We start from the raw sequence: 20370 nt of genomic DNA, 5'->3' as shown, positions 1-20370 counted from the left end.
GGGTTCTGGCGCCGCGTCGCGCTGCCTTCCGCGCTGAGCCGCATGCGGGCGTGACCTTTCCGTGTTCGTTACCCTTGCTAGACGGGTCTCAGGTAACAGACCCGCGCGCCTCACCCGTATTGATCACGGTTGCGTAACGGAAATGTCTCGAATCGGGTAGCCTCGTGCCGTCCAGTTCACAGGCACATCCCGAACGGGGTCGCAGGAGGCAATCGAGTGGGTCGGCACAACAAGAAGACGGATTCCCATATCCGCCGCAATTCGGTCATCGCGCTCACCGGACTGATTCCCATCGGTCTGGTCACCGCAGCCAACACGGCCGGCGCCACCCCCAAGGTCCCGTTCTTCAGCTCCGAAGCCGCCGCGGACGTCGCGGACGTTGCCCAGGAAGCGACCGCCGCACCGAACGCCGAGGCCGTCACCCCTGTCGCCGACACCGCCGCCGTGGAGGCCGCGCCCGCAGTCGAGCAGGCCCCCGCACCTGCCCTGGCCCCGGTTCAGGCCACGCCACCGCTTCCGGCCAGCATCGCCCAGGGCGCCCTCGGCATACCTGCCATCAACGTGTCGGCCTACCAGAACGCCGAGCGCATCCTTGCTGTCGAGCAGCCCGGGTGCGGTATGTACTGGACGCTCATCGCCGGCATCGGCCGCGTGGAGTCGACTCACGCCTACGACGGCAAAGCCGACGACAAGGGCAACATGCTCGACGCCGTTCTCGGTCCGGTCCTCGACGGTCACCTCGCCGGCAATGCCGTGATTCGCGACACCGACGGTGGACGGCTGGACGGCGACAGCAACTACGACCGCGCGGTCGGGCCCACACAGTTCCTTCCGGAGACGTGGAACCGCTACGCAGGCGACGGCAACGGAGACGGCGCCGCCGATCCGCAGAACCTCTTCGACTCCGCGCTCACCACCGGAAAGTATCTGTGTGACGGCAATTTGGATGTCCGCGACCCGATCCAGGCGGCCAAGGCGGTCCACCGTTACAACAACTCGGCTGCCTACGTCGCCAATGTCTTGGCCTGGTCCGCGGGCTACGCCAGCGGTATCGTCCCGGCTGCGTCAGACCTGCCGCGCATCCACTGAGGACACATCCCTACCATTGAGTTATGTCAGTCCTGAGCGAGTCCGCTGTTCGTAGCGCCTTGGCGCGCGTCCAAGATCCCGAGATCCGGAAACCGATCACCGAACTCGGGATGGTCAAGAGCGTCGACATCGCCGACGACGACAGCGTCGATATCGCCATCTACCTCACCACTGCCGGCTGCCCGATGCGGACCGAGATCAGCGACCGCGTCACCAAAGCCGTGGCCGATGTGCCGGGTGTGGGCGCGATCCGCGTCGAACTCGACGTGATGAGCGACGAGCAGCGCACCGAACTACGTAAGTCGTTGCGCGGCGACTCCGCCGAGCCGGTCATTCCCTTCGCACAGCCGGGTTCACTCACCCGCGTGTATGCGGTCGCCTCCGGTAAGGGTGGCGTCGGCAAATCGAGTGTGACCGTCAACCTGGCCGCATCGCTGGCCGCGCGAGGTCTGTCCGTCGGTGTCCTCGACGCCGATATCTACGGTCACTCCGTCCCCCGCATGCTCGGCACCGACGCCAAACCCACCCAGGTGGAGCGGATGATCATGCCGCCCGTCGCGCACGACGTGAAGATGATCTCGATCGCCCAGTTCACTCAGGGCAACACTCCGGTGGTGTGGCGTGGCCCGATGCTGCACCGCGCGCTGCAGCAGTTCCTCGCCGACGTCTTTTGGGGCGACCTCGATGTCCTGCTCCTCGACCTTCCGCCCGGAACCGGTGACGTCGCCATTTCCGTGGCCCAGCTCATTCCGGGGGCAGAGATCCTCGTGGTCACGACACCGCAACAGGCGGCGGCCGAGGTGGCGGAGCGGGCGGGGGCCATCGCCTTGCAGACCCGTCAGCGCATCGTCGGTGTGGTGGAGAACATGTCGTGGATGGACCTGCCCGACGGCACCCGGATGGACGTGTTCGGTTCGGGTGGCGGTCAGGCCGTTGCAGACCGGCTGACGCGAGCCGTGGGCGCCTCGGTGCCGTTGCTGGGGCAAATCCCCCTCGAGCAGGCGGTGCGTGAGGGCGGCGACGACGGCGTGCCCATCGTGCTCGGTCATCCCGATTCGCCGGCGGCAATCGCACTCCGCGAGGTTGCCGACAAGCTGGCAGTGCGCAAGCGTGGGCTCGCGGGAATGTCGCTGGGGATCGACACCACCCGCCACCTCTGAGGCGCTTCGCGCCTGTGCGCCTTTCTGGTAGCAGGAACAACCAGAAAGGCGCACGAGCCCGGAGGGCCTAGGTTGCGTCGGTGTCGATGGGGGGACGCTCGCCTGCAGCGAGCGGCGTGTTCTGCGGCGGGGCGGGCGTCGACGGATCGGCGCTGACCGCCTTCGTTCCCGGCTTGTCGAACGACACCGTATTCGGCTTGTCGAAGTTGCCGGTGAGAATCGAATCGTCGCCGTCGAGCAGATGTTTGGTGATCACGGCGCGGGGGGTCATACCGCGAAGTTGATTGAGGTCGGCCAGCGGCTTGCGGAGATCATCGAACTCCGGTCCGAGTTCATCCTTCAGTTGCTGGCTCGCGCCGCTCGCGTACTCGCGGACCTGCCGCAAGGATCGCGTGACCCAACTGACCGCTCCCGGAAGCCGCTCGGGTCCCAGAATGACCAGAGCTGCGACGAGGAGGACCATGAACTCGCCCCAACCAATGTTGCCGAACACGTGGTCAGCCTACTGTGCGGTACGGGCCGACGCCCAGGCGGAAGGGGAACTCACAACGAATCGGGAGTCAATCCGAGGCCGGGGTCACGTCGACGTCGACGAGCCGCCCCTCACGGATCAGCTGAACCCTCACCGGCTGGCCGATCTTCTGGAGATTGACCGCGACCACGAGTTCGTCTGCGCTGGTCACCGTCCGATCCCCCACCTTCACGATCACGTCCCTCTCCACGATGCCGGCCTGCGCCGCAGGACTGTCCGACTGCACGTTGGCCACCTCTGCGCCGCTGGTGTTGTCGTTGACCACGGTGCGCGCATTGACCCCGATTTCGGGGTGGTGCATCTCCCCGTCGCGAATGAGGGTTTGCGCCACCGTCGTGACGTCGTCGATCGGGATTGCGAAGCCGAGGCCCACCGAGCCGCCGGACTCACTGAGCATGGCGGTGTTGATGCCGATGACGCGTCCGGTGTCGTCGACGAGCGCGCCGCCCGAGTTGCCGTGGTTGATCGCGGCGTCCGTTTGAACCGCGTCGATGACGGCGTTGGTGTCGGAGCCCTCGCCCGACAGCCGCATCGGCCTGTGCAGGGCGCTGACGATTCCGCGTGTGACGGTCTTGCTGAGGCCGAGCGGCGAACCGACGGCCACGACGTCCTCGCCTACCTGCACGTCCTCGGACCGGCCCAGCTCCGCCACGGTGAGGTTGTCGGCCGCCACCTTGAGCACGGCGAGGTCCATCTTGATGTCGCGCCCGACGATCTGTGCCTCGGTTTTGGTGCCGTCCGCGAAGATCACCTGAATCTTGCCGCCGTCCGGCGCGGTGGCCGCGGCGGAGATGACGTGGTTGTTGGTGACGATGTAGCCGGCACCGTCGATGACGACTCCCGAACCGGTGCTTCCCTGATCACCGACCGCCACCTGGATCGACACGACGGCGGGGAGCACGGCGTCGGCGACCTGAGCCACCTGCGACTGTCCGAGGTCTTCGTCTCTACCGTTCTGCGCGAGCGTGACCCGCTGGCTGGTGAGGGAGCTGCGGTCGGCGGTGATGACCGCGGCGAGGAGCCCGCCGATCAGGCCGATCGCCAGTGCGAGTGCGCCCAGTGCCGCGAGTGCGCGGGGTGCGACCTTGCCACCGAAGAGAACTTCGCGGGCCGTGAGGGCCGGGGCAGGGGGCTCCGTACGTTCCCGGGCGTGCAGGGCGGGCGATCCCAGTTCGACTCCCGCTTCGGGGTTCCGCCAGGGGTCGGCAGGGGGTGCCTCGTCGGGCGCTGCTTCCGGTGTGGTGTGGGGATCGCGCTGGATGGTCTCCGTCTCACCGGGCGGTCGGCCGAAAGCTTCCGCGAGGACGGGGTCGGGGGTGCGTACCTTGACGGCCGGTTCGCTCTCACGCTCAGCGCCGGACGGAGCGAAGGAGCCGGTGACCCCACTGGGGCGGCCGAATGCACGACTGGACGCTGCGTCGATCTGCGGCCGGTAGACCGGTCGGGGGTCGAGTCTCGGAGCGTCGGCGGGCCGCAGGGCCCCGTCCCCCGACGCGCGAGCATCGGATTCCGCAGCGTCGGTAGCCGGGGTCTTGTAATCCGCCGTCACGCTGTCGTGTCTCCCTCGTAAGAGTCAGTTCCGGGCCCCAGTATCACCGATGACTCCAGTATCACCGATGACTGCGGGCGCACGGACACCGCCGTCCCCGGTACCGAGAGGGTCAACGGCGCCAGCGCCGCGACCACAGCCGACTACTCACCGTCGAGTCCGCAGTGGGTCCGGCAAACGGGGCCTTGTCGGCGGGTTCGCCCGAATTGCAGCTGGGGATCTGGCTCAGCAGACCGAGAAGGCCCGACGGCATCGCCACGTCGGCACTGCGACGGAGAGCCCGCCGCGCCTGCTGCTGTGCGTCCACCTCGAACGCGCACTCGGCGCAGATCGACAGGTGGTGGGCCGCCCGCAGGTAGGCGGACATACGGAGTTCACCGTCGACGAAGGCGGCGATCGCCTCACTCGCCAAATGCTCCGTCGAGCCAAATTGGCGAGGTACACGCCCCTGCGTCATTCGTCCCTCCTGATAACTACCCGACACCGATCTGATCGGAGTCAACCTTTCCGTTCACAGCCAGATGCTCACGCAGAGCCTGACGGCCGCGGTGGATGCGACTGCGCACGGTTCCGAGTTTCACACCCAGTGTGGCACCGATCTCCTCGTATGACAGACCTTCGATGTCACAGAGCACGACGGCGGCGCGAAACTCCGGTGCCAGCGAGTCCAGCGCTGCCTGCAGATCGGCGTCGAGCCGGGCGTCGTGGTAGATCTCCTCGGGGTTGGGCCCGTCGGCCGGGACCCGGTCGTAGTCCTCGGGCAACGCTTCCATGCGGATGCGGTTGCGGCGGCGGACCATGTCGAGGAAGAGATTGGTGGTGATGCGGTGCAACCAGCCTTCGAAGGTGCCGGGCTGATAGTCGGACAAGGAGCGGAACACGCGAATGAACGTGTCCTGGGTGAGGTCTTCGGCGTCTTGCGCGTCGCCCGACAACCGGTAGGCCAGACGGTAGACACGGTCGCCGTGTTCCCGGACGAGTTCGTCCCAGGACGGCATGGCCGACTTCTCGCCGGTGGCGTCGAACACAGCGGTGCCCGTCAGCTCGGGTTCAGAGACGGCGTCACCACCGACCAGCGCGGGCTCGACACCCGGCTGCTCGGTTCTGTCACCGTCTCGCGCCATTGTGTGGTTACTCATCGAGTTAAGTGGATCCTCCTGGTCAGGACCGCGGATCACGTCACGTGGTATTAGGGGACAACTCCCGACGGTCCGGAATTGTTCCCGGGCCCCCGCCTGTACTTCACCTCGTTGCAATCTGCCCGCCGTGCGGTCTTCGGATCTGGCGATGGTCATACTCTCTCCCACCGCGATATGTGTGTGGTGTGAGCAAGCTGAGGTATTCCTGAGAATTTCGCTGTTCACCGGGCAACCCGCACACGCCGATCGGGTGGCATCGAGCGCGCCTCGCAGCGGCGATGACGAGACCCCGATAGCCTCATGTGCGTGCAGACTAACGCCGAACGGATACTCACCCACGCGGAAGGGGCCGTCCGTGAGGACGAGGCCCTCGGTGCGGCCAGGGAGCGGGCGGACGACCTCGGTGCCGCACCGGTACCGCCCGCGGTCGGTGCTGCTCTCGCTCTGTTCGCCCGCATGCTCGACGCCAAGACAGTAGTCGAGGTCGGCACGGGCGCAGGTGTAAGCAGCCTGTGGCTGCTCCGCGGCATGCGCGAAGACGGCGTTCTCACCACCATCGACAGTGAACCGGAGCACCAGCGCGCCGCCAAGTTGTCCTTCCGGAGCAACGACATCGCGCCCGCACGCACGCGGCTCATCAACGGACGCGCCCTCGATGTGCTCCCCCGCCTCGCCGACGGCGCGTACGACCTCGTCTTCGTCGACAGTGCACCCGTCGACCACCCGCATTACGTGCGTGAGGGCGTCCGGCTCCTGCGTCCCGGCGGCGCCATCGTCCTGCACAACGCGCTCCACGGGGGACGTGTGGTCGATCCGAGCCAGCGTGATGCCGCCACCGTCGCTGTGCGTGAGGCAGCCAAGGCTCTGGCCGAGGACGATCAGCTGATCCGGGTGTTCCTGCCGATCGGCGACGGCCTGCTGTGCGCGTCCAAGCTGTGAGCTAGATCCACACGCCCTTGCCGATGGCGACGACCCCGCCGTTGCTCACCGCGAAGCGCTGCTTGTCCCGTTCGAGGTCGACGCCGATGATCTCGCCGTCTCCGACCACCACGTTCTTGTCGAGGATGGCGCGGCGCACCACAGCGCCCTTGCCGATGCGCACGCCGGGCATGAGCACACTGCCCTCGACGGTGGCGCCGTCGTCGATCATCACGTTCGAACTGAGAACGGAGTTGCGGACCGTCGCTGCGGAGAGGATGCACCCGGCGCCCACCACCGACTCCTGGGCCAGCCCACCCTTCACGAATTTTGCGGGCGCCAGGTTCTCCGTCGCACCGCGAATCGGCCATCGACGGTTGTAGAGGTTGAAGATGGGGTGGACCGACACCAGGTCCATGTGTGCGTCGTAGAAGGCGTCGAGTGTTCCGACGTCCCGCCAGTAACCACGGTCGCGGTCGGTGGCGCCGGGAACGACGTTGTCCTTGAAGTCGTAGACCGACGCCTCACCGGCCTCCACGAGCGCGGGGATGATGTCGCCGCCCATGTCGTGGTCGGAGTCGGAGTTCTCGGAGTCGGCGCGGATGGCGTCGACGAGCACCTTGGTGGTGAAGACGTAGTTTCCCATCGAGGCGAACGTCATGTTGGGGTCGTCCGGTGTGCCGGGCGGATGCGCGGGCTTTTCGAGGAACTGCACGATGCGGCCGGATTCGTCGCTGTCGATGCACCCGAACGCGAAGGCCTCGCTGCGCGGCACACGAATTCCGGCGACCGTCACGCCGGCACCGGAATCGATGTGATGCTGCACCATCTGTTCGGGGTCCATGCGGTACACGTGGTCGGCACCGAACACGACGATGTACTCGGGATCCTCGTCGTAGACGAGGTTCAGTGACTGCAGAATCGCATCCGCGCTGCCCGTGTACCAGCGTGGACCCAGACGTTGCTGCGCGGGCACCGGAGTGATGTACTCCCCGGCAAATCCCGACAACCGCCACGTCTGAGAGATGTGGCGGTCCAACGAGTGCGACTTGTACTGCGTCAGTACACACAGGCGGAGATATCCCGCATTGACCAAATTGCTGAGCACGAAATCGATCAGCCGGTAGGCACCGCCGAACGGTACGGCCGGCTTCGCCCTGTCCGCTGTGAGCGGATAGAGACGTTTGCCCTCGCCGCCGGCGAGCACGATTCCAAGCACATGTGGCTGGCTCCTCACCCTGTCAACCTATCGGGCGGCCCCTCCCCCCGCCAGCGAAGCGCCGAGTCACCATTCGTCCGATATCCGAATGTGTCCGACATCGGTTGGCCCGAACAGGCCCGGACGGTTACGTTAGGCGCGTGCGGGTGGCGATGATGACCAAGGAGTATCCACCGGAGATCTATGGCGGTGCCGGTGTACACGTCACCGAGCTGGTTGCTCAGTTGAAGCAGCTGTGCGAGGTGGACGTGCATTGTATGGGTGCTCCGCGCGTCGGCGCCTTCGTGCACAATCCCGACCCGGCACTGACGGGAGCCAACGCCGCACTGGCGACATTGTCTGCCGAATTGCGCATGGCGGACGCCGCAACCGGCGCCGACGTCGTGCACTCGCACACTTGGTACACCGGGCTGGCAGGACATCTGGCGGCCGCACTGTACGACGTCCCGCACATCCTCACCGCTCACTCACTCGAACCCCGCAGGCCGTGGAAGGCGGAGCAACTCGGTGGTGGCTACCGTGTGTCCTCCTGGTCCGAGCGCAACGCCGTCGAGCACGCAGACGCCGTGATCGCCGTCAGCGCCGGGATGCGACTCGACGTGCTCGACGCGTACGCGTCGATCGATCCCGCCCGGGTCCACGTGGTACGCAACGGGATCGACACTTCGGTGTGGCATGCCGGGCCTTCCGGTCCCGGACGGTCCGCGCTCACCACGATCGGCGTCGACCCCGACAAGCCGATGGTCGCCTTCGTCGGTCGCATCACGAGGCAGAAAGGTGTCGGGCACCTCATCGCGGCCGCACACCATTTCGCGCCGGACATCCAGTTGGTGCTCTGCGCGGGCGCCCCGGACACACCGGAGATCGCCGCGGAAACCGAGCAGGCCGTCGCCGCCCTCGCCGCTCACCGGGGCAATGTGTTCTGGGTACGCGAAATGCTACCGACCGAGCAGGTGCGAGAAATCCTCGCAGCGGCAACAGTATTCGTATGCCCGTCCGTGTACGAGCCGCTAGGCATCGTCAATCTCGAGGCGATGGCCTGCGAGACGGCGGTAGTGGCATCCGACGTCGGTGGCATCCCCGAGGTTGTGGAAGACGGCGTCACCGGTCGTCTCGTGCACTACAACTCGTACGAGCCGGACAGTTTCGAACATGCATTGGCAGAGACGGTCAACGAGGTCGCTTCCGATACCGCCGCGGCCGCCGCGATGGGTAAGGCGGGGCGAGCCCGTGCCATCGCCGAATTCTCCTGGGCCGCCATCGCACAGCAAACCCTCGACGTGTACCAGGACGCCCTCTCCCGGCGTTGAACCGACTGCCGGGGACGGCCTTGTCAGCGGCGCCGGTACGTGGAGACCGTCACGGACGCCGTCACCGGATACTCGCGGGGCAGGTCGGCGATCGAGGTTGCGAGCCGCTCGGGTGTGAGATGGCGAGCCGAGGGCCCCATGCCGACCAGGCGCGTGAGGTCGTCGTGCGTCAGCGACATCGGGTACTCGACGTCCCTGACGTCGGTGCGGTCGAAGCGCCCGGACATGGCCGCACCGAGCCGCTCGACCTTACGGTCGTCGACACGCACCATGCCGAGTAGGTCGACGAGTTCGGCCAGGTGTCGCTCGGTCGGGGTGAGGACCACCAGTGCGCCGCCGTCGCCGAGCACTCGATGCGCCTCCTCTGCATTTCGCGGCGCGAACACGCACAACACGTGGCTCAGGACTCCGTCGCGCACCGGCAGGTGGTGCCAGACGTCGGCGACCACCGCCCCCGCACGCGAATGCGCCTTGGCGATGCGGCGGGCCGCGTATTTGGAGACGTCGAGCCCGATGCCTCGGGCCGTCGGAACCGCGTCGAGGACACGGGCAAGGTAGTGACCTGTGCCTGCGCCGATCTCGAGAATCGCCGGCTCGGGATCGTCAGTAACTCTGACCGCGTCCGCAGTAACTCTGACCGCGTCCGCGACGGCGTCCATCAACGGGTCGAAGCTCCCACCCGCCAGAAAATCGGCCCGTGCGGCAATCATGTCGGGACTGTCACCGTCGAACTTGCCGCCGGCGCCGGTCATCAGGCTGACGTAACCCTGGCGGGCCACGTCGAAGCTGTGGCCCGCGTCGCACAGGAGCGTATTTTCGTCGAGTTCGAGGCCGGCCCCGCATTGCGGACAGGCAAGCAGGTCCACCACATCAGACAACACGAGCGCGCGCCTCGTTTCCTTCCGGACAGGGAACAGGCCCCGCACCGACAACGGCGACGGGGCCTGACCCATGAGGTTCTCTCTGCACCCGACTAACTGGTGACGCCCTTGAGCTCTTCACCGAGTGCAGCAGCTTCCTCCGGGGTGAGCTCGACGACCAGACGTCCACCACCCTCGAGCGGAACCCGCATGACGATTCCTCGTCCCTCTTTGGTTGCTTCGAGGGGACCGTCCCCGGTCCGGGGCTTCATGGCCGCCATCCTCTGCTCCCTCCAGATCTGCGCTGCCTGCGTGCGCCTCGACAACTTGTGGTGCCTCGCCGAATCACTCGGCGAGGCTCGTGACAACCATTCTTCCCTATGGACACGAGTACCGGGAACCTGAGTTCCAAATAGGCGCGTTCACCGGCGGCTCAGGCGGCCGGTGGAACCCAGCACCCGGCGACATGGTCGTCGACCATCCCGGTAGCCTGCATCAGCGCATACGCCGTGGTAGGGCCCACAAACTTGAATCCGCGGCGCTTGAGTTCCTTGGCCATTGCGGTGGACTCGGCGGTGACGGCCGGAACGTCGTTCACGGTGGCCGGCCGGCTCGGGCGCGGCGGCGGGGCGAACGACCAGAGCAGGGTGTCGAGGTCGGTGTCCTGCAGCTCCAGAATCGCCCGCGCATTGCTCACCGAGGCCTCGATCTTGGCACGGTTGCGCACGATCGACGCGTCCGCCAGAAGGCGTTCGACATCCCGTTCCGTGAACCTCGCGACCACCTCCGGGTCGAACCCGGAGAACGCAGCACGGAATGCGTCACGTTTACGCAGGATCGTGATCCATGACAGTCCCGACTGGAACGCTTCGAGGCACAGCCGCTCGTACAACTCGTTTCGCCCGTGCAGCGGCCGGCCCCATTCCTCGTCGTGGTAATCCCGGTACAGCCGGGAGCCATTCGTGTCGACCGCCCACGTACACCGCACTCGATCATCGGGCTCGGTCACGACGACTCCGCCGGACGGTCGCGCGCCGACTCAGCCTCCGCCAATTGTTCACGCAGCGAATCGATTTCGCGAGCCAGCCGCGCCAGCGCCCAGTCCACCTCGCTCGCTTTGTATCCCCGCAACGTCTGCTGAAAACGCAAGGCCTCCACGTCCGCCCCGGTTACGCCCCGTGCCGGCAAGACCGTCAGGGTGGTGCCCGGAGGCAGCGGCTCCAGTTCCTCGGAACGGCCGAACACCGCACTGGCGGCGAGGAACAACATCGCACCGACGAAGGCCATGACGAGCAGATAGAGCAGGGCTGTCACCATGCTTCGATCCTGTCACGGACCTCCGACAGCAGCCACAGGCCGGGTTCCCGTCAGGGGCACACGGTGTTCATCGGAGGACGATCCGTCAGAGCCACTTCCGTCGTCGTCGGGACGAACGAATCGCCGTCGACGAGGAACTGGGTGAGACCGGCCCCCGAATCCTCCACTCCACACCTTCGCATCATCGTGCCGATGATCTGCCTGCTCATCACACCGAGTTCGGACAGCGGGCGGTTGCGGTGCTTACGCACCCCCAGATTGACCTGGCCGATGGCACCGAGGCCGAGGCGGTCGTAGGTGTCGAGCAGCAGCCCGATCTCGACGCCGTACCCCGGCGCGAAAGGCACCGCCGACAGCAGTTCGCGGGTGCCCGCGTATTCACCACCGAGCGGTTGCAGCACACTCGTCAATTCCGGCCGCAGAGCCGCCAGCAACGGACGCGCCACCAGTTCGGTGACACGACCCCCTCCGTTGGCATCCTCCGTCCCGCTGAGCCGCAACGGACGACGGTAGTAGCCCTTCACGAGATGGATGCCGTCGACGGTCAGCAGCGGTCCCAGTAATTTCGGCACGAAGGCGGGGTCCGGGTTGATCAGATCGGAATCGACGAAGGCGATGAGGTCGCCGGTGCTGGCGGCGACGGACCGCCACAACACCTCACCCTTGCCCGCCACCGGCGGGTACGCGGGCACAGCCTCTTCGCGGCTGATCACGGTGGCGCCGGCCGACCGGGCGCGTTCGACCGTCAGATCCGTCGACCCGGAGTCGAGCACGATCAGCTCGTCGACCAGCCCGCCCAGCAAGGGGTGGATCGTGTCGACCACGGCCGCGACGGTCTCTTCCTCGTTGAGCGCAGGCAGGACCACCGACACGGTCCTGCCCGCCTTGGCTCGTTCGAGTTCGGCGATACTCCACGACGGCTGATCCCAGCTGTTCGCCTCCGCCCAGGTGCGAGGGGTGTCGACCGCCAGCATCGAGCGGGGCACGCCCGCCCCGACCGCGCTCATGCCAGCCCCCGCACCGTGCGGGCGGGTGCGCGCCTACCCTGAATCGCGGCCACCATGTCCACCACTCGTCGAGTGGGGGCAACTTCGTGAACGCGGAAGACGCGTGCGCCTCCCGCTGCGGCCATCGCTGTCGCTGCCAATGTTCCCTCCAACCGCTCGGCGAGATCTACCCCTAGAGTCTCCCCGACGAAGTCCTTGTTACTGAGCGCCATGAGCACTGGCCACCCCGTATTTACAAGATCTTCCACTCGCCGCAACAACTCGAGCCCGTGATAAGTGTTCTTCCCGAAATCGTGGGTCGGATCGATGAGGATGGAGTCGGTGGGGACGCCCAGTCGAGCGGCTCTCTCGGCGGCAGTGACCACCTCCCGCAGGACGTCGGCCACGATGTCCGCATAGCGAACCCGGAACGGCCGGGTCCTCGGTACCGCTCCCCCCGTGTGCGAGCAGACGATGCCGGCTCCGGTCTCCGCGGCCACCTCCACGAGCGCCGGATCCGCGCCCGCCCAGGTGTCGTTGATGAGGTCGGCCCCCTCGGCGCGGGCCAGTCGCGCCACCTCGCTGCGCCAGGTGTCGACACTGACGAGCAGCTCCGGGAAGCGTTCGCGGATGGCGGCGACGAACGGCACCACCCGCCGCGTCTCCTCGGCGGCATCGACGACGTCACCCGGCCCTGCCTTCACACCCCCGATGTCGACGAGGTCCGCGCCCTCGTCCACGGCGCGCTCGACCGCCGCCATCGCCGCCGAGTCGGTGAAGGTGGACCCGCGGTCGTAGAACGAATCGGGGGTCCGGTTGACGATGGCCATCACCAGCGCGCGGTCGGTGGCGACCGGTCGCCCGCAGAGCGTGGACGACGGGCAGTCCGGGGCGGGTGGTGTGTCTTCGTCGGCCATGTCACCCATATTGGCACGCAGCGGAATCGAACCACCCGTGAGCACTTCTCAACAGTGGGGGGGCTGTTGCGAAATTGAGGGTCGGGGTGCCCGCGTGTCTACATGCTGTGACCTGCGGTTTCCTGGATAATGTGTTGGTGGCCAAGGGATATCGACCGGTAGATCGTGATCAGCAGTTCCTGTTGCCGCCGGACATGCGGGAGTGGTTACCGGCCACCCATCCGGTGTGGACGGTGATCGAGATCGTCGGCACCCATCTCGATACCCGGGCGTTCCATCACGGCCGCCGCACCGGCGGTGCGGGGCGGGCCGGCTACGACCCGGACATGCTGGTGACCTTGCTGATCTGGGCGTGGTCGCGGGGAGTGTGCTCGTCCCGGCAGATCGAGCGGGCCTGCTCGGAGGTGGTGTCCTACCGGGTGATCTGCGCCGGAGACGCCCCCGATCACGCGACGATCTCGCGGTTCCGCAAGGACAACCACACCGCCTGCGAGGAGTTGTTCACGCAGGTCCTGATCCTGGCCGCGCGGATGGGACTGGGCCGACTCGAAACGATCGCGTTGGACGGGGTGAAGATCGCCTCGAACGCCTCGAAGGACGCCAACCGCACCGAGGACGGGCTCCGCCGAGCGGCCGAGGCGGAGGCCGCGCGGATCGCCGCGGCGGCGGCGGCCGCGCACGCGGCGTGCGACGACGCCGAGGACGACCTCTACGGCAACGACGGTCCGGGACCGGGGCAGGTGCCGGCGGAGTTGGCCGATCCGGCGACCCGCTCAGCGCGGATCGCGGAGGCGTTGGCCCAGCTCGAGACGGAAAAGCAGGACCAGGATGCCGACCGGGACCGTAAGGCCCACGATTATCTGAGCAGGCTCGATGCGGGTCAGACGGTGATGGGGCGGGTGCCGGTGGGGGCCGAGGTCGCCGCCGCCGAGCGGCGGCTGGCGCAGGCGGTCGCCGCGCAGCAGGGTGTGCTCGACCGGTTCCGGGATGCTCCCGCCGCCGGTCGGGGCCGGTTCGTGCCGAAACCGGTCGACGAGCATCATCTGGTGCGGCGGCGGCGCACCGAACTCGAAACCGCCCTGTGTAAACACCGCGAGCGCATCGCCGCCGCCGGGCAGCGGCGCCGCAACATCACCGACCCGGACTCGCGGTTGCAGCCGCTGCGCGGCGGCGGGTGGCTACAGGGATACAACTGTCAGGCGTTCACCAGCGAGGACGGGGTGATCCTGGCCACCGGGGTCGGGACCAGCCCCGCGGACTATGACTACTTCCCTGACCTGGTCGACAAGGTCGGCAAGGCCGCGCAACTGATCGACGCCACCCGTCGCGGCCGAACACTTCCCACCGACCCGCCCCCTACCGGCCCGGACCCCGCCGACCCGACACCGGAGGAGTTGATCGGGGTGATGCTCTTCGACGCCGGGTACTGCTCGCGGAGCAACCTGACCTCGCCCGGCCCGGACCGGTTGATCGCGACCGGCAAGAGCCGGGACCTCGAGGCCGCCGCGGCCGACGATCCGATTGCTGGATCCGCACCACCGCACCCGCACCCGGATCCAATCCGGGCGATGGCCGATCGGCTACGCACCGAGGACGGCATCGCCACCTACCGCAAGCGCTCACCGATCGCCGAAACCGTGTTCGGACACGCCAAACACAACCTCGGCTTCCGCCGGTTCACCAGCCGCGGCCTCGACCGGGCCCGCAGCGAATGGGCGTTCCACGCCGCCGTCCACAATCTCGGCAAGATCCTCACCCACCTCACCGGCGGAACCACCCTCCCGGCCACCACCTGACCGAGAGCCGCAAAGGTGCGGGATCCCCCACCGCGGCACCCCCTCACCCGCCAGCGCGGTCACACATTTCGCAACAGCCCCTGGGCTGTTAACAAGTACTCACGGGCGGCGGAGGCGCATCGTCACCCCTTGGGGAGCGCGCCCTTCGCGACTTCGTCGACGTAACCCTCGTAGGACGGGCAGTATCCCTTGCTGCGTCCGGCGAGAACGAAGAGCCGGGCGGTGTCCTCCACGTCGTACCCTTCCTTGCGCAGTTCCACCTTGCGGCTCTTGAACGTCGACGTCTGTTCGAGGGAGTCGACGACGCGGACGAACAGTGGCACGGCGTACGACGGCAGCCGCTCGAAGAGGAGGGACGCCACCTCCCGGCCGTCGAACTTCTCGCCGTCACACAACGTCACGGCCGCCATACCCGCGCGCCCGTCCGTTCCCGGGATCTCGACCCCGTAGACGACGGCATGCTCGACCGCGGGGTGCGCGAGGATCGCCCCCTCGACCTCGGTGGTCGCCACGTTCTCGCCCTTCCAGCGGAAGGTGTCGCCGAGCCGGTCGACGAATGCGACGTGCGACCACCCCTGGCGGCGCACCAGGTCGCCGGTGTCGAACCAGCAGTCGCCGTCGTCGAAGCCGTCGCGAATCAATTTCTTGTCGGTCGCCTTTTCGTCGGTGTACCCGTCGAACGGCGCCCTGTCGGTGACCTTCGACAGCAGCAGCCCGACCTCACCGGTGCGCACTTTCCGCAGCCGGCCGTCGGAGTGGCGTTTCGGCGATCCGCTGTCCTCGTCGTACTCGACCACCGCGTGGGGAAGGGGACAGATTCCCGCGGTCTTGTCGAGGTTGAGGGCGTTGACGAAAGCGATGTTGCATTCGCTGGCCCCGTAGAACTCGGCCACCCGCGTGATGCCGAACCTCTTGGTGAACTCCGACCAGATTTCGGGGCGAAGGCCGTTGCCCACCATCAGCCGGATGGAGTTGTGCCGATCCTGCGAATCGGCCGGCTGGTTGAGCAGATACCGGCACAGTTCACCGATGTAGGTGAACGCCGTGGCACCGTTCAGTTCGACGTCTGCCCAGAAGTTCGACACGGAGAACTGTTTGCCCAGGGCAAGGGTGGCGCCCGACCCCAGCACCGAGGAGAGGGAGACCGTGAGCGCATTGTTGTGATAGAGCGGCAGGCAGCAGTAGAGCGTGTCGCTGCTACGCAGACGCACACCCATGTTGCCGAGGCCGGACATGCTCTTGAGCCAGCGGAAGTGGCTCATCAAGCTGGCCTTGGGAAGGCCCGTCGTGCCCGAGGTGAAGATATAGAAAGCCTTTTCCTTCGCCTGGATCTCCTCGCACACATCCGGGTCGTCCTGTTCGGCCGATTCCGCGAGCTGATCGAGGTCGTCGTAATACAGGACCGAGGACACCGCGGGTGGTTCGTCGAGGGAGTCCATGGCCTCACCGCAGGCCTCGGACACCACCAGCAACCGGCTGTTCAACAGCGCGATGCTGTGGGCGAGCACCTCACCGCGCTGGTTGTGGTTGAGCATGCCGGCGGTGGCACCGAGTTTCACCACCGCCAGTGCGATCAGCAGCGTCTCGGGCAGGTTCTTGCCGAGGATCCCGACGACGTCTCCGCGCGCGACGCCGAGGTCCGCGAGGGCGTGTGCGTAACGGTTGACGCGCGCATTGGCGGACGCGTAGCTGATCGATTCACCCTCGAATTTCAGGAAGGTGCGATCCGGGTGTGCCGCTGCCACCCGTTGGAAGACGAGACCGATCGATTCCTTCGCGTCCGGGGTGCGCATCAGGCCCCGGACACCCTTGGCCATGATCGGCAGTTCCGGGATCATCGCCGGCAGCCGCCAGGCAAGGTCGACCACACTGATCGTCGAACGTGCTTCAGAACGCATGACATCCCCTCAGGCCTGCAATATGAATCAGGTCACCTTACTGCACGGTAACAACCAGCGCCACGACGCCGGGGGATGCGGATCTCAGACCACGCAGGCGTCGAGCGCGGCCTCGACGTCGGTCCGGACGAGCAGTCGGTCGAGGGCACGTTGGGCCACGAATCCGCCGCCGCGCAGGCTGTCCAGCCATTCCAGCAGCCCGGTGTAGTGCCCAACCGGGTCGAGCAGGACCACGGGTTTGTCGTGCATGCCGAGGTAGCCCGCTGTCCACGTTTCGAAGAGTTCCTCGAGCGTGCCGATTCCGCCCGGCAGCGTGATGAAGGCGTCCGCTCTGTCTTCCATCACCTGTTTGCGCTGCCGCATGGTGTCGGTCACGACGAGTTCGTCGGCATCGACATCGGCGACCTCCCGGTGCACCAAGGCTTTGGGGATGACACCCACCGTGTTGGCGCCCGCAGCCCTCGCCGCTTCGGCCACCGCGCCCATCATCGACACATTTCCGCCACCCGAGACGAGTTGCCATCCGCGGGCGCCGATGTGGGTGCCGATCTGGCGGGCGAGTTCGAGGAAGTGTTCGCCGACCGGTCCGGACGCACAGTAGACGCATACCGACAGAGGCTCGGCTACAACACCTTTCGGCATCACCACTGGTCCTCCGTGCCGGCCAGTGCGCCGTCGTCGACGCCCTGTTGCGCCTTGACGACGATCTGCACGGCCTCCTCGACACTGTCGGTCACGTGCAGCAGGTTCACGTCCCCTTCGGAGATTTTGCCGGTCCGCTCGAGGGTGTTCCGAAGCCAGTCGACGAGCCCCGACCAGTACTCGGTGCCGAACAACACGATCGGGAAGCGGGTGACCTTCCGCGTCTGGACCAACGTCAGCGCCTCGAAGAGTTCGTCGAGAGTCCCGAACCCTCCGGGCAGGCAGATGAAGGCCTGCGAGTACTTCACGAACATCGTCTTACGCGCGAAGAAGTACCGAAAATTGATCCCCAAGTCGACCCACTCGTTGAGTCCCTGCTCGAAGGGCAGTTCGATGCCCAGGCCGATGGAGTAGCCCCCGGATTCGCTGGCACCCCGATTGGCCGCTTCCATCACACCGGGGCCCCCGCCGGTGATGACGGCGAACCCTGCCTCCGCCAAGCCCGCACCCAGCGCCCGGCCCGCCTCGTACTCCGCATGGTCGACCGACGTCCGGGCGGAGCCGAACACCGTGACCGCCCGGGGCACCTCGGCAAGGGCACCGAAACCTTCGACGAATTCACTTTGGATCCGCAGCACCCGCCACGGGTCGGTGTGCACCCAGTCGGTCGATCCCCGCTCGTCCAGCAACCGCTCGTCGGTGGTCGTGGCCTCGTCCTTGCGGGCGCGCCTCAACTGGATCGGGCCGCGGTGCTTCACGGACGACGACTTGCGACCGTGATTGTTCTTCTCGGGTGCCATGCGCCCCAGGCTAACGGGTGGCCCGAGCCTCCGATCGAGCAGTCAGGACCCCGTCAAGTACGCCCGCAGGACGGTCGTGACGTCGGTAATCTGCTGCACGGGCACGTGCTCGTCCCGCTTGTGCGCAAGATTCGGGTCGCCCGGACCGTAGTTGACAGCCGGGATACCGAGGGCCGAGAACCGGGATACGTCCGTCCACCCGTACTTCGCCCGGAACCGACCGCCCGCGGCCTCGATGAGGGCGGCCGCCGCAGGATCGCTCAGCCCGGGTAGGGCGCCCGGCGAGAGGTCGGTGACCTCGAAACCGAGTTCGAGCCCCTCGAAAACCTCCCGGACGTGCTCGACGGCCTGCTCGGCACTGCGGTCGGGCGCGAAGCGGAAGTTCACATCCACCTCTGCGGCATCGGGGACCACGTTCCCGGCTACTCCGCCCGCGACCCGCACCGCGGACAGGCCTTCGCGGTACACACAGCCGTCGATGTCGACCGATCGCGCGGTGTAGTCGGCGAGGCGCTGCAGGACGGGTGCGAATCGGTGGATGGCATTGTCACCGAGCCATGACCGCGCCGAGTGTGCCCTCGTCCCGCGGGTCGTGAGGGTGACACGCAACGTTCCCTGGCATCCGGCCTCGATCTGTCCGGCCGTCGGCTCTCCCAGGATCGCCACGTCCGCCTGCAGCCATTCGGGCATCTCACGTTCGATCCGTCCGAGCCCGTTGTGGACGGCGGCAATCTCCTCGCAGTCGTAGAAGACCAGCGTGAGGTCGTGCACCGGGTTCTCGATGGTGGCCGCCAGATGCAGGAACACCGCGTCACCCGACTTCATGTCGACGGTGCCGCACCCGTGCAGCAGGTCACCCTCCCGCCGCGACGGCACGTTGTCCGCGATCGGCACCGTGTCCAGGTGTCCGGCGAGCATCACCCGACTCGGAAGCCCCCGGTCGGTCCGGGCCAGCACGGCATTTCCGTTGCGGACGATCTCGAATCCGTTCGTCTGGGTGCGCAGCGCGGACTCGACGGCCTCGGCGATCACCGACTCGTCGTGCGAGACACTCGGGATATCCACCAGCGCGGCGGTGAGGTCGATGGGATCGGCATGCAGGTCCAGTGTGCTCACCCGTCCACCCTAAGCCGCGGCCACACACGGCGTGCCTTGCCGCTAGCCGGGACGCGTTGTCGTGCACGCTGCCGTAGCCGGCGCAGACCTGCAGGGTTTCCCGGGGACGACCCGTTGCCACGACCGCGGAGGGGCACCCCCCTAACCACCCAGTAACCTCTAGTGCCGTGAGCACACAGGGAGCATCAGCAGTAGGCATCGCCAACGTGACGGTCGGCGGCACGGTTCTCGACACCTGGTTCCCGGCGCCCGAGCTGGGCACCTTCGAGGAAGCGGGCACCGTCCGGGTCGAGGGTGGCGACATCCCGTCCGATCTGGCACTCCTCGCCGGACCCGACGAGGCGCGTGAGGTGGACCAGATCGTGGTCCGCACCACGATCACCGACCTCTCGGCGCCGCCCGCGGACGCCCACGACGCCTACCTCCGCCTCCATCTTCTCTCGCATCGCCTGGTCGCACCCCACGGTGTGAACCTCGACGGCCTGTTCGGGTTGCTGTCCAACGTGGTGTGGACCAACTTCGGTCCGTGTGCCGTCGAAGGATTCGAGAAGGTGCGTTCCCGTCTGCGGATCCGCGGCGTCGTCACTGTCTTCGGTGTCGACAAGTTCCCGCGCATGGTCGACTACGTGGTGCCCTCCGGTGTCCGCATCGCCGACGCCGATCGGGTACGCCTCGGCGCACACCTCGCCAGCGGCACCACCGTCATGCACGAGGGATTCGTCAACTTCAACGCGGGCACACTCGGTAACTCGATGGTCGAAGGCCGCATCTCCGCCGGTGTCGTCGTCGACGACGGATCCGATGTGGGCGGCGGCGCTTCCATCATGGGCACCCTGTCCGGTGGCGGCAAGGAAACCATCTCGGTCGGCAAGCGGTGTCTGCTCGGTGCCAACGCCGGTCTCGGTATCTCGCTGGGCGACGACTGCGTGCTCGAAGCCGGTCTCTACGTCACCGCAGGCACCAAGGTCACCGGCCCCGACGGCACCGTCGTCAAGGCAAAGGAACTGAACGGCAAGTCGAACCTGCTGTTCCGCCGCAACTCGGTGTCGGGTGCCGTCGAGGTCGTGCCGTGGAAGGGCACCGGTGTCGAACTGAACGCCGCACTGCACGCAAACGACTGAC

The 20370-nt window shown here is 66.9% G+C and carries 21 protein-coding genes; 6 read left to right on the top strand and 15 right to left on the bottom strand.

Annotated features, from left to right (window positions below; all coding sequences use genetic code 11):
- Nucleotides 1-216 precede the first annotated feature (216 nt).
- Together GFS60_RS25000 and GFS60_RS24995 are read left to right on the top strand one after the other, a co-directional pair.
- Entirely contained in the window at nt 217-1089 is an 873-nt protein-coding gene (locus GFS60_RS25000) for a lytic murein transglycosylase (RefSeq protein ID WP_159925422.1), read from the top strand.
- A 23-nt stretch (nt 1090-1112) separates the two neighbouring features.
- Nucleotides 1113-2249 carry an Mrp/NBP35 family ATP-binding protein gene (locus tag GFS60_RS24995; protein ID WP_159925421.1) on the top strand — a complete coding sequence of 379 codons (1137 nt, stop codon included), beginning with the start codon at nt 1113-1115 and terminating at the stop codon, nt 2247-2249.
- 67 nt (nt 2250-2316) lie between these two features.
- Here GFS60_RS24995 and tatB read toward each other — a convergent pair whose 3' ends face one another.
- The 4 genes from tatB to sigE all read right to left on the bottom strand — a co-directional run bounded on the left by tatB (nt 2317) and on the right by sigE (nt 5469).
- Complete coding sequence (gene tatB, locus GFS60_RS24990; protein ID WP_159925420.1) at nt 2317-2742, bottom strand: Sec-independent protein translocase protein TatB; 426 nt, start codon at nt 2740-2742, stop codon at nt 2317-2319.
- Between the two features lie 67 nt (nt 2743-2809).
- A complete protein-coding gene (locus GFS60_RS24985) occupies nt 2810-4330 on the bottom strand; it encodes a S1C family serine protease (RefSeq protein WP_159925419.1) in 1521 nt (506 codons plus the stop codon).
- A gap of 112 nt (nt 4331-4442) precedes the next feature.
- Complete coding sequence (locus GFS60_RS24980) at nt 4443-4787, bottom strand: RNA polymerase subunit sigma-70 (protein ID WP_109331858.1); 345 nt, start codon at nt 4785-4787, stop codon at nt 4443-4445.
- Nucleotides 4788-4803: 16 nt separating this feature from the next.
- Entirely contained in the window at nt 4804-5469 is a 666-nt protein-coding gene (gene sigE, locus GFS60_RS24975) for an RNA polymerase sigma factor SigE (RefSeq protein ID WP_397504572.1), read from the bottom strand.
- A gap of 300 nt (nt 5470-5769) precedes the next feature.
- On the opposite strand from sigE, the gene GFS60_RS24970 reads away from it, so the two are divergent.
- Nucleotides 5770-6408, top strand: coding sequence for an O-methyltransferase (locus tag GFS60_RS24970; protein ID WP_159925418.1), 639 nt, complete (start codon nt 5770-5772; stop codon nt 6406-6408).
- A gap of 1 nt (nt 6409) precedes the next feature.
- Here the strand turns inward: GFS60_RS24970 and glgC are convergent, their stop codons facing one another.
- Nucleotides 6410-7624 (bottom strand): glucose-1-phosphate adenylyltransferase, encoded by a 1215-nt coding sequence (gene glgC, locus GFS60_RS24965; RefSeq protein WP_109331864.1) that lies wholly within the window; start codon nt 7622-7624, stop codon nt 6410-6412.
- Nucleotides 7625-7746: 122 nt separating this feature from the next.
- Here glgC and glgA point away from each other — a divergent pair, with 122 nt between their 5' ends.
- Nucleotides 7747-8916: a glycogen synthase gene (gene glgA, locus GFS60_RS24960; RefSeq protein ID WP_159925417.1), complete on the top strand. Its 1170-nt coding sequence runs from the start codon at nt 7747-7749 to the stop codon at nt 8914-8916.
- 23 nt (nt 8917-8939) lie between these two features.
- Here glgA and GFS60_RS24955 read toward each other — a convergent pair whose 3' ends face one another.
- The 6 genes from GFS60_RS24955 to folP all read right to left on the bottom strand — a co-directional run bounded on the left by GFS60_RS24955 (nt 8940) and on the right by folP (nt 12996).
- Nucleotides 8940-9797, bottom strand: a complete 858-nt coding sequence (locus tag GFS60_RS24955; RefSeq protein WP_159927518.1) for a putative RNA methyltransferase — start codon at nt 9795-9797, stop codon at nt 8940-8942.
- Between the two features lie 92 nt (nt 9798-9889).
- Nucleotides 9890-10057, bottom strand: coding sequence for a DUF3117 domain-containing protein (locus GFS60_RS24950; RefSeq protein ID WP_003936084.1), 168 nt, complete (start codon nt 10055-10057; stop codon nt 9890-9892).
- Nucleotides 10058-10209: 152 nt separating this feature from the next.
- Nucleotides 10210-10785 carry a DNA-3-methyladenine glycosylase I gene (locus GFS60_RS24945; RefSeq protein WP_159925416.1) on the bottom strand — a complete coding sequence of 192 codons (576 nt, stop codon included), beginning with the start codon at nt 10783-10785 and terminating at the stop codon, nt 10210-10212.
- Complete coding sequence (locus tag GFS60_RS24940; RefSeq protein WP_109331868.1) at nt 10782-11093, bottom strand: DivIVA domain-containing protein; 312 nt, start codon at nt 11091-11093, stop codon at nt 10782-10784. Before GFS60_RS24940 ends, GFS60_RS24945 begins: the two co-directional genes overlap by 4 nt.
- 50 nt (nt 11094-11143) lie before the next feature.
- Nucleotides 11144-12100: a glucosyl-3-phosphoglycerate synthase gene (locus GFS60_RS24935; RefSeq protein ID WP_109331878.1), complete on the bottom strand. Its 957-nt coding sequence runs from the start codon at nt 12098-12100 to the stop codon at nt 11144-11146.
- On the bottom strand, nt 12097-12996 hold the full coding sequence (gene folP, locus GFS60_RS24930) for a dihydropteroate synthase (RefSeq protein WP_109335250.1): 900 nt from the start codon (nt 12994-12996) through the stop codon (nt 12097-12099). The genes GFS60_RS24935 and folP overlap by 4 nt, the downstream gene beginning before the upstream one ends.
- Before the next feature lie 131 nt (nt 12997-13127).
- On the opposite strand from folP, the gene GFS60_RS24925 reads away from it, so the two are divergent.
- Nucleotides 13128-14792, top strand: a complete 1665-nt coding sequence (locus GFS60_RS24925; RefSeq protein WP_201453397.1) for a transposase — start codon at nt 13128-13130, stop codon at nt 14790-14792.
- A 122-nt stretch (nt 14793-14914) separates the two neighbouring features.
- Here the strand turns inward: GFS60_RS24925 and GFS60_RS24920 are convergent, their stop codons facing one another.
- From GFS60_RS24920 to dapE, 4 genes are all read right to left on the bottom strand, one after another.
- Nucleotides 14915-16690: a long-chain-acyl-CoA synthetase gene (locus tag GFS60_RS24920; protein WP_159925415.1), complete on the bottom strand. Its 1776-nt coding sequence runs from the start codon at nt 16688-16690 to the stop codon at nt 14915-14917.
- An 84-nt stretch (nt 16691-16774) separates the two neighbouring features.
- Entirely contained in the window at nt 16775-17332 is a 558-nt protein-coding gene (locus GFS60_RS24915; RefSeq protein WP_109335251.1) for a TIGR00730 family Rossman fold protein, read from the bottom strand.
- Entirely contained in the window at nt 17332-18132 is an 801-nt protein-coding gene (locus GFS60_RS24910; RefSeq protein ID WP_159925414.1) for a TIGR00730 family Rossman fold protein, read from the bottom strand. The genes GFS60_RS24915 and GFS60_RS24910 overlap by 1 nt, the downstream gene beginning before the upstream one ends.
- 42 nt (nt 18133-18174) lie before the next feature.
- On the bottom strand, nt 18175-19248 hold the full coding sequence (gene dapE / locus GFS60_RS24905) for a succinyl-diaminopimelate desuccinylase (RefSeq protein WP_159925412.1): 1074 nt from the start codon (nt 19246-19248) through the stop codon (nt 18175-18177).
- A 167-nt stretch (nt 19249-19415) separates the two neighbouring features.
- Here dapE and dapD point away from each other — a divergent pair, with 167 nt between their 5' ends.
- Nucleotides 19416-20369, top strand: a complete 954-nt coding sequence (gene dapD / locus GFS60_RS24900) for a 2,3,4,5-tetrahydropyridine-2,6-dicarboxylate N-succinyltransferase (RefSeq protein WP_159925410.1) — start codon at nt 19416-19418, stop codon at nt 20367-20369.
- The last annotated feature ends 1 nt before the right edge of the window (nt 20370 follow it).

Source organism: Rhodococcus sp. WAY2, assembly GCF_009859915.1.
Taxonomy (GTDB): Bacteria; Actinomycetota; Actinomycetes; order Mycobacteriales; family Mycobacteriaceae; genus Rhodococcus_F; species Rhodococcus_F oxybenzonivorans.
This window is presented reverse-complemented; position numbering and strand designations above follow the sequence as displayed.

Coding starts and splice junctions, on each gene's coding strand:
- GFS60_RS24920 (WP_159925415.1), bottom strand. CDS start 16,690: ATGCGTTCTGAAGCACGTTCGACGATCAGTGTGGTCGACCTTGCCTGG.
- sigE (WP_397504572.1), bottom strand. CDS start 5,469: ATGAGTAACCACACAATGGCGCGAGACGGTGACAGAACCGAGCAGCCG.
- GFS60_RS24980 (WP_109331858.1), bottom strand. CDS start 4,787: ATGACGCAGGGGCGTGTACCTCGCCAATTTGGCTCGACGGAGCATTTG.
- GFS60_RS24910 (WP_159925414.1), bottom strand. CDS start 18,132: ATGGCACCCGAGAAGAACAATCACGGTCGCAAGTCGTCGTCCGTGAAG.
- GFS60_RS24995 (WP_159925421.1), top strand. CDS start 1,113: ATGTCAGTCCTGAGCGAGTCCGCTGTTCGTAGCGCCTTGGCGCGCGTC.
- GFS60_RS24915 (WP_109335251.1), bottom strand. CDS start 17,332: ATGCCGAAAGGTGTTGTAGCCGAGCCTCTGTCGGTATGCGTCTACTGT.
- GFS60_RS24950 (WP_003936084.1), bottom strand. CDS start 10,057: ATGGCGGCCATGAAGCCCCGGACCGGGGACGGTCCCCTCGAAGCAACC.
- GFS60_RS24970 (WP_159925418.1), top strand. CDS start 5,770: ATGTGCGTGCAGACTAACGCCGAACGGATACTCACCCACGCGGAAGGG.
- GFS60_RS24935 (WP_109331878.1), bottom strand. CDS start 12,100: ATGAGCGCGGTCGGGGCGGGCGTGCCCCGCTCGATGCTGGCGGTCGAC.
- folP (WP_109335250.1), bottom strand. CDS start 12,996: ATGGCCGACGAAGACACACCACCCGCCCCGGACTGCCCGTCGTCCACG.
- GFS60_RS24940 (WP_109331868.1), bottom strand. CDS start 11,093: ATGGTGACAGCCCTGCTCTATCTGCTCGTCATGGCCTTCGTCGGTGCG.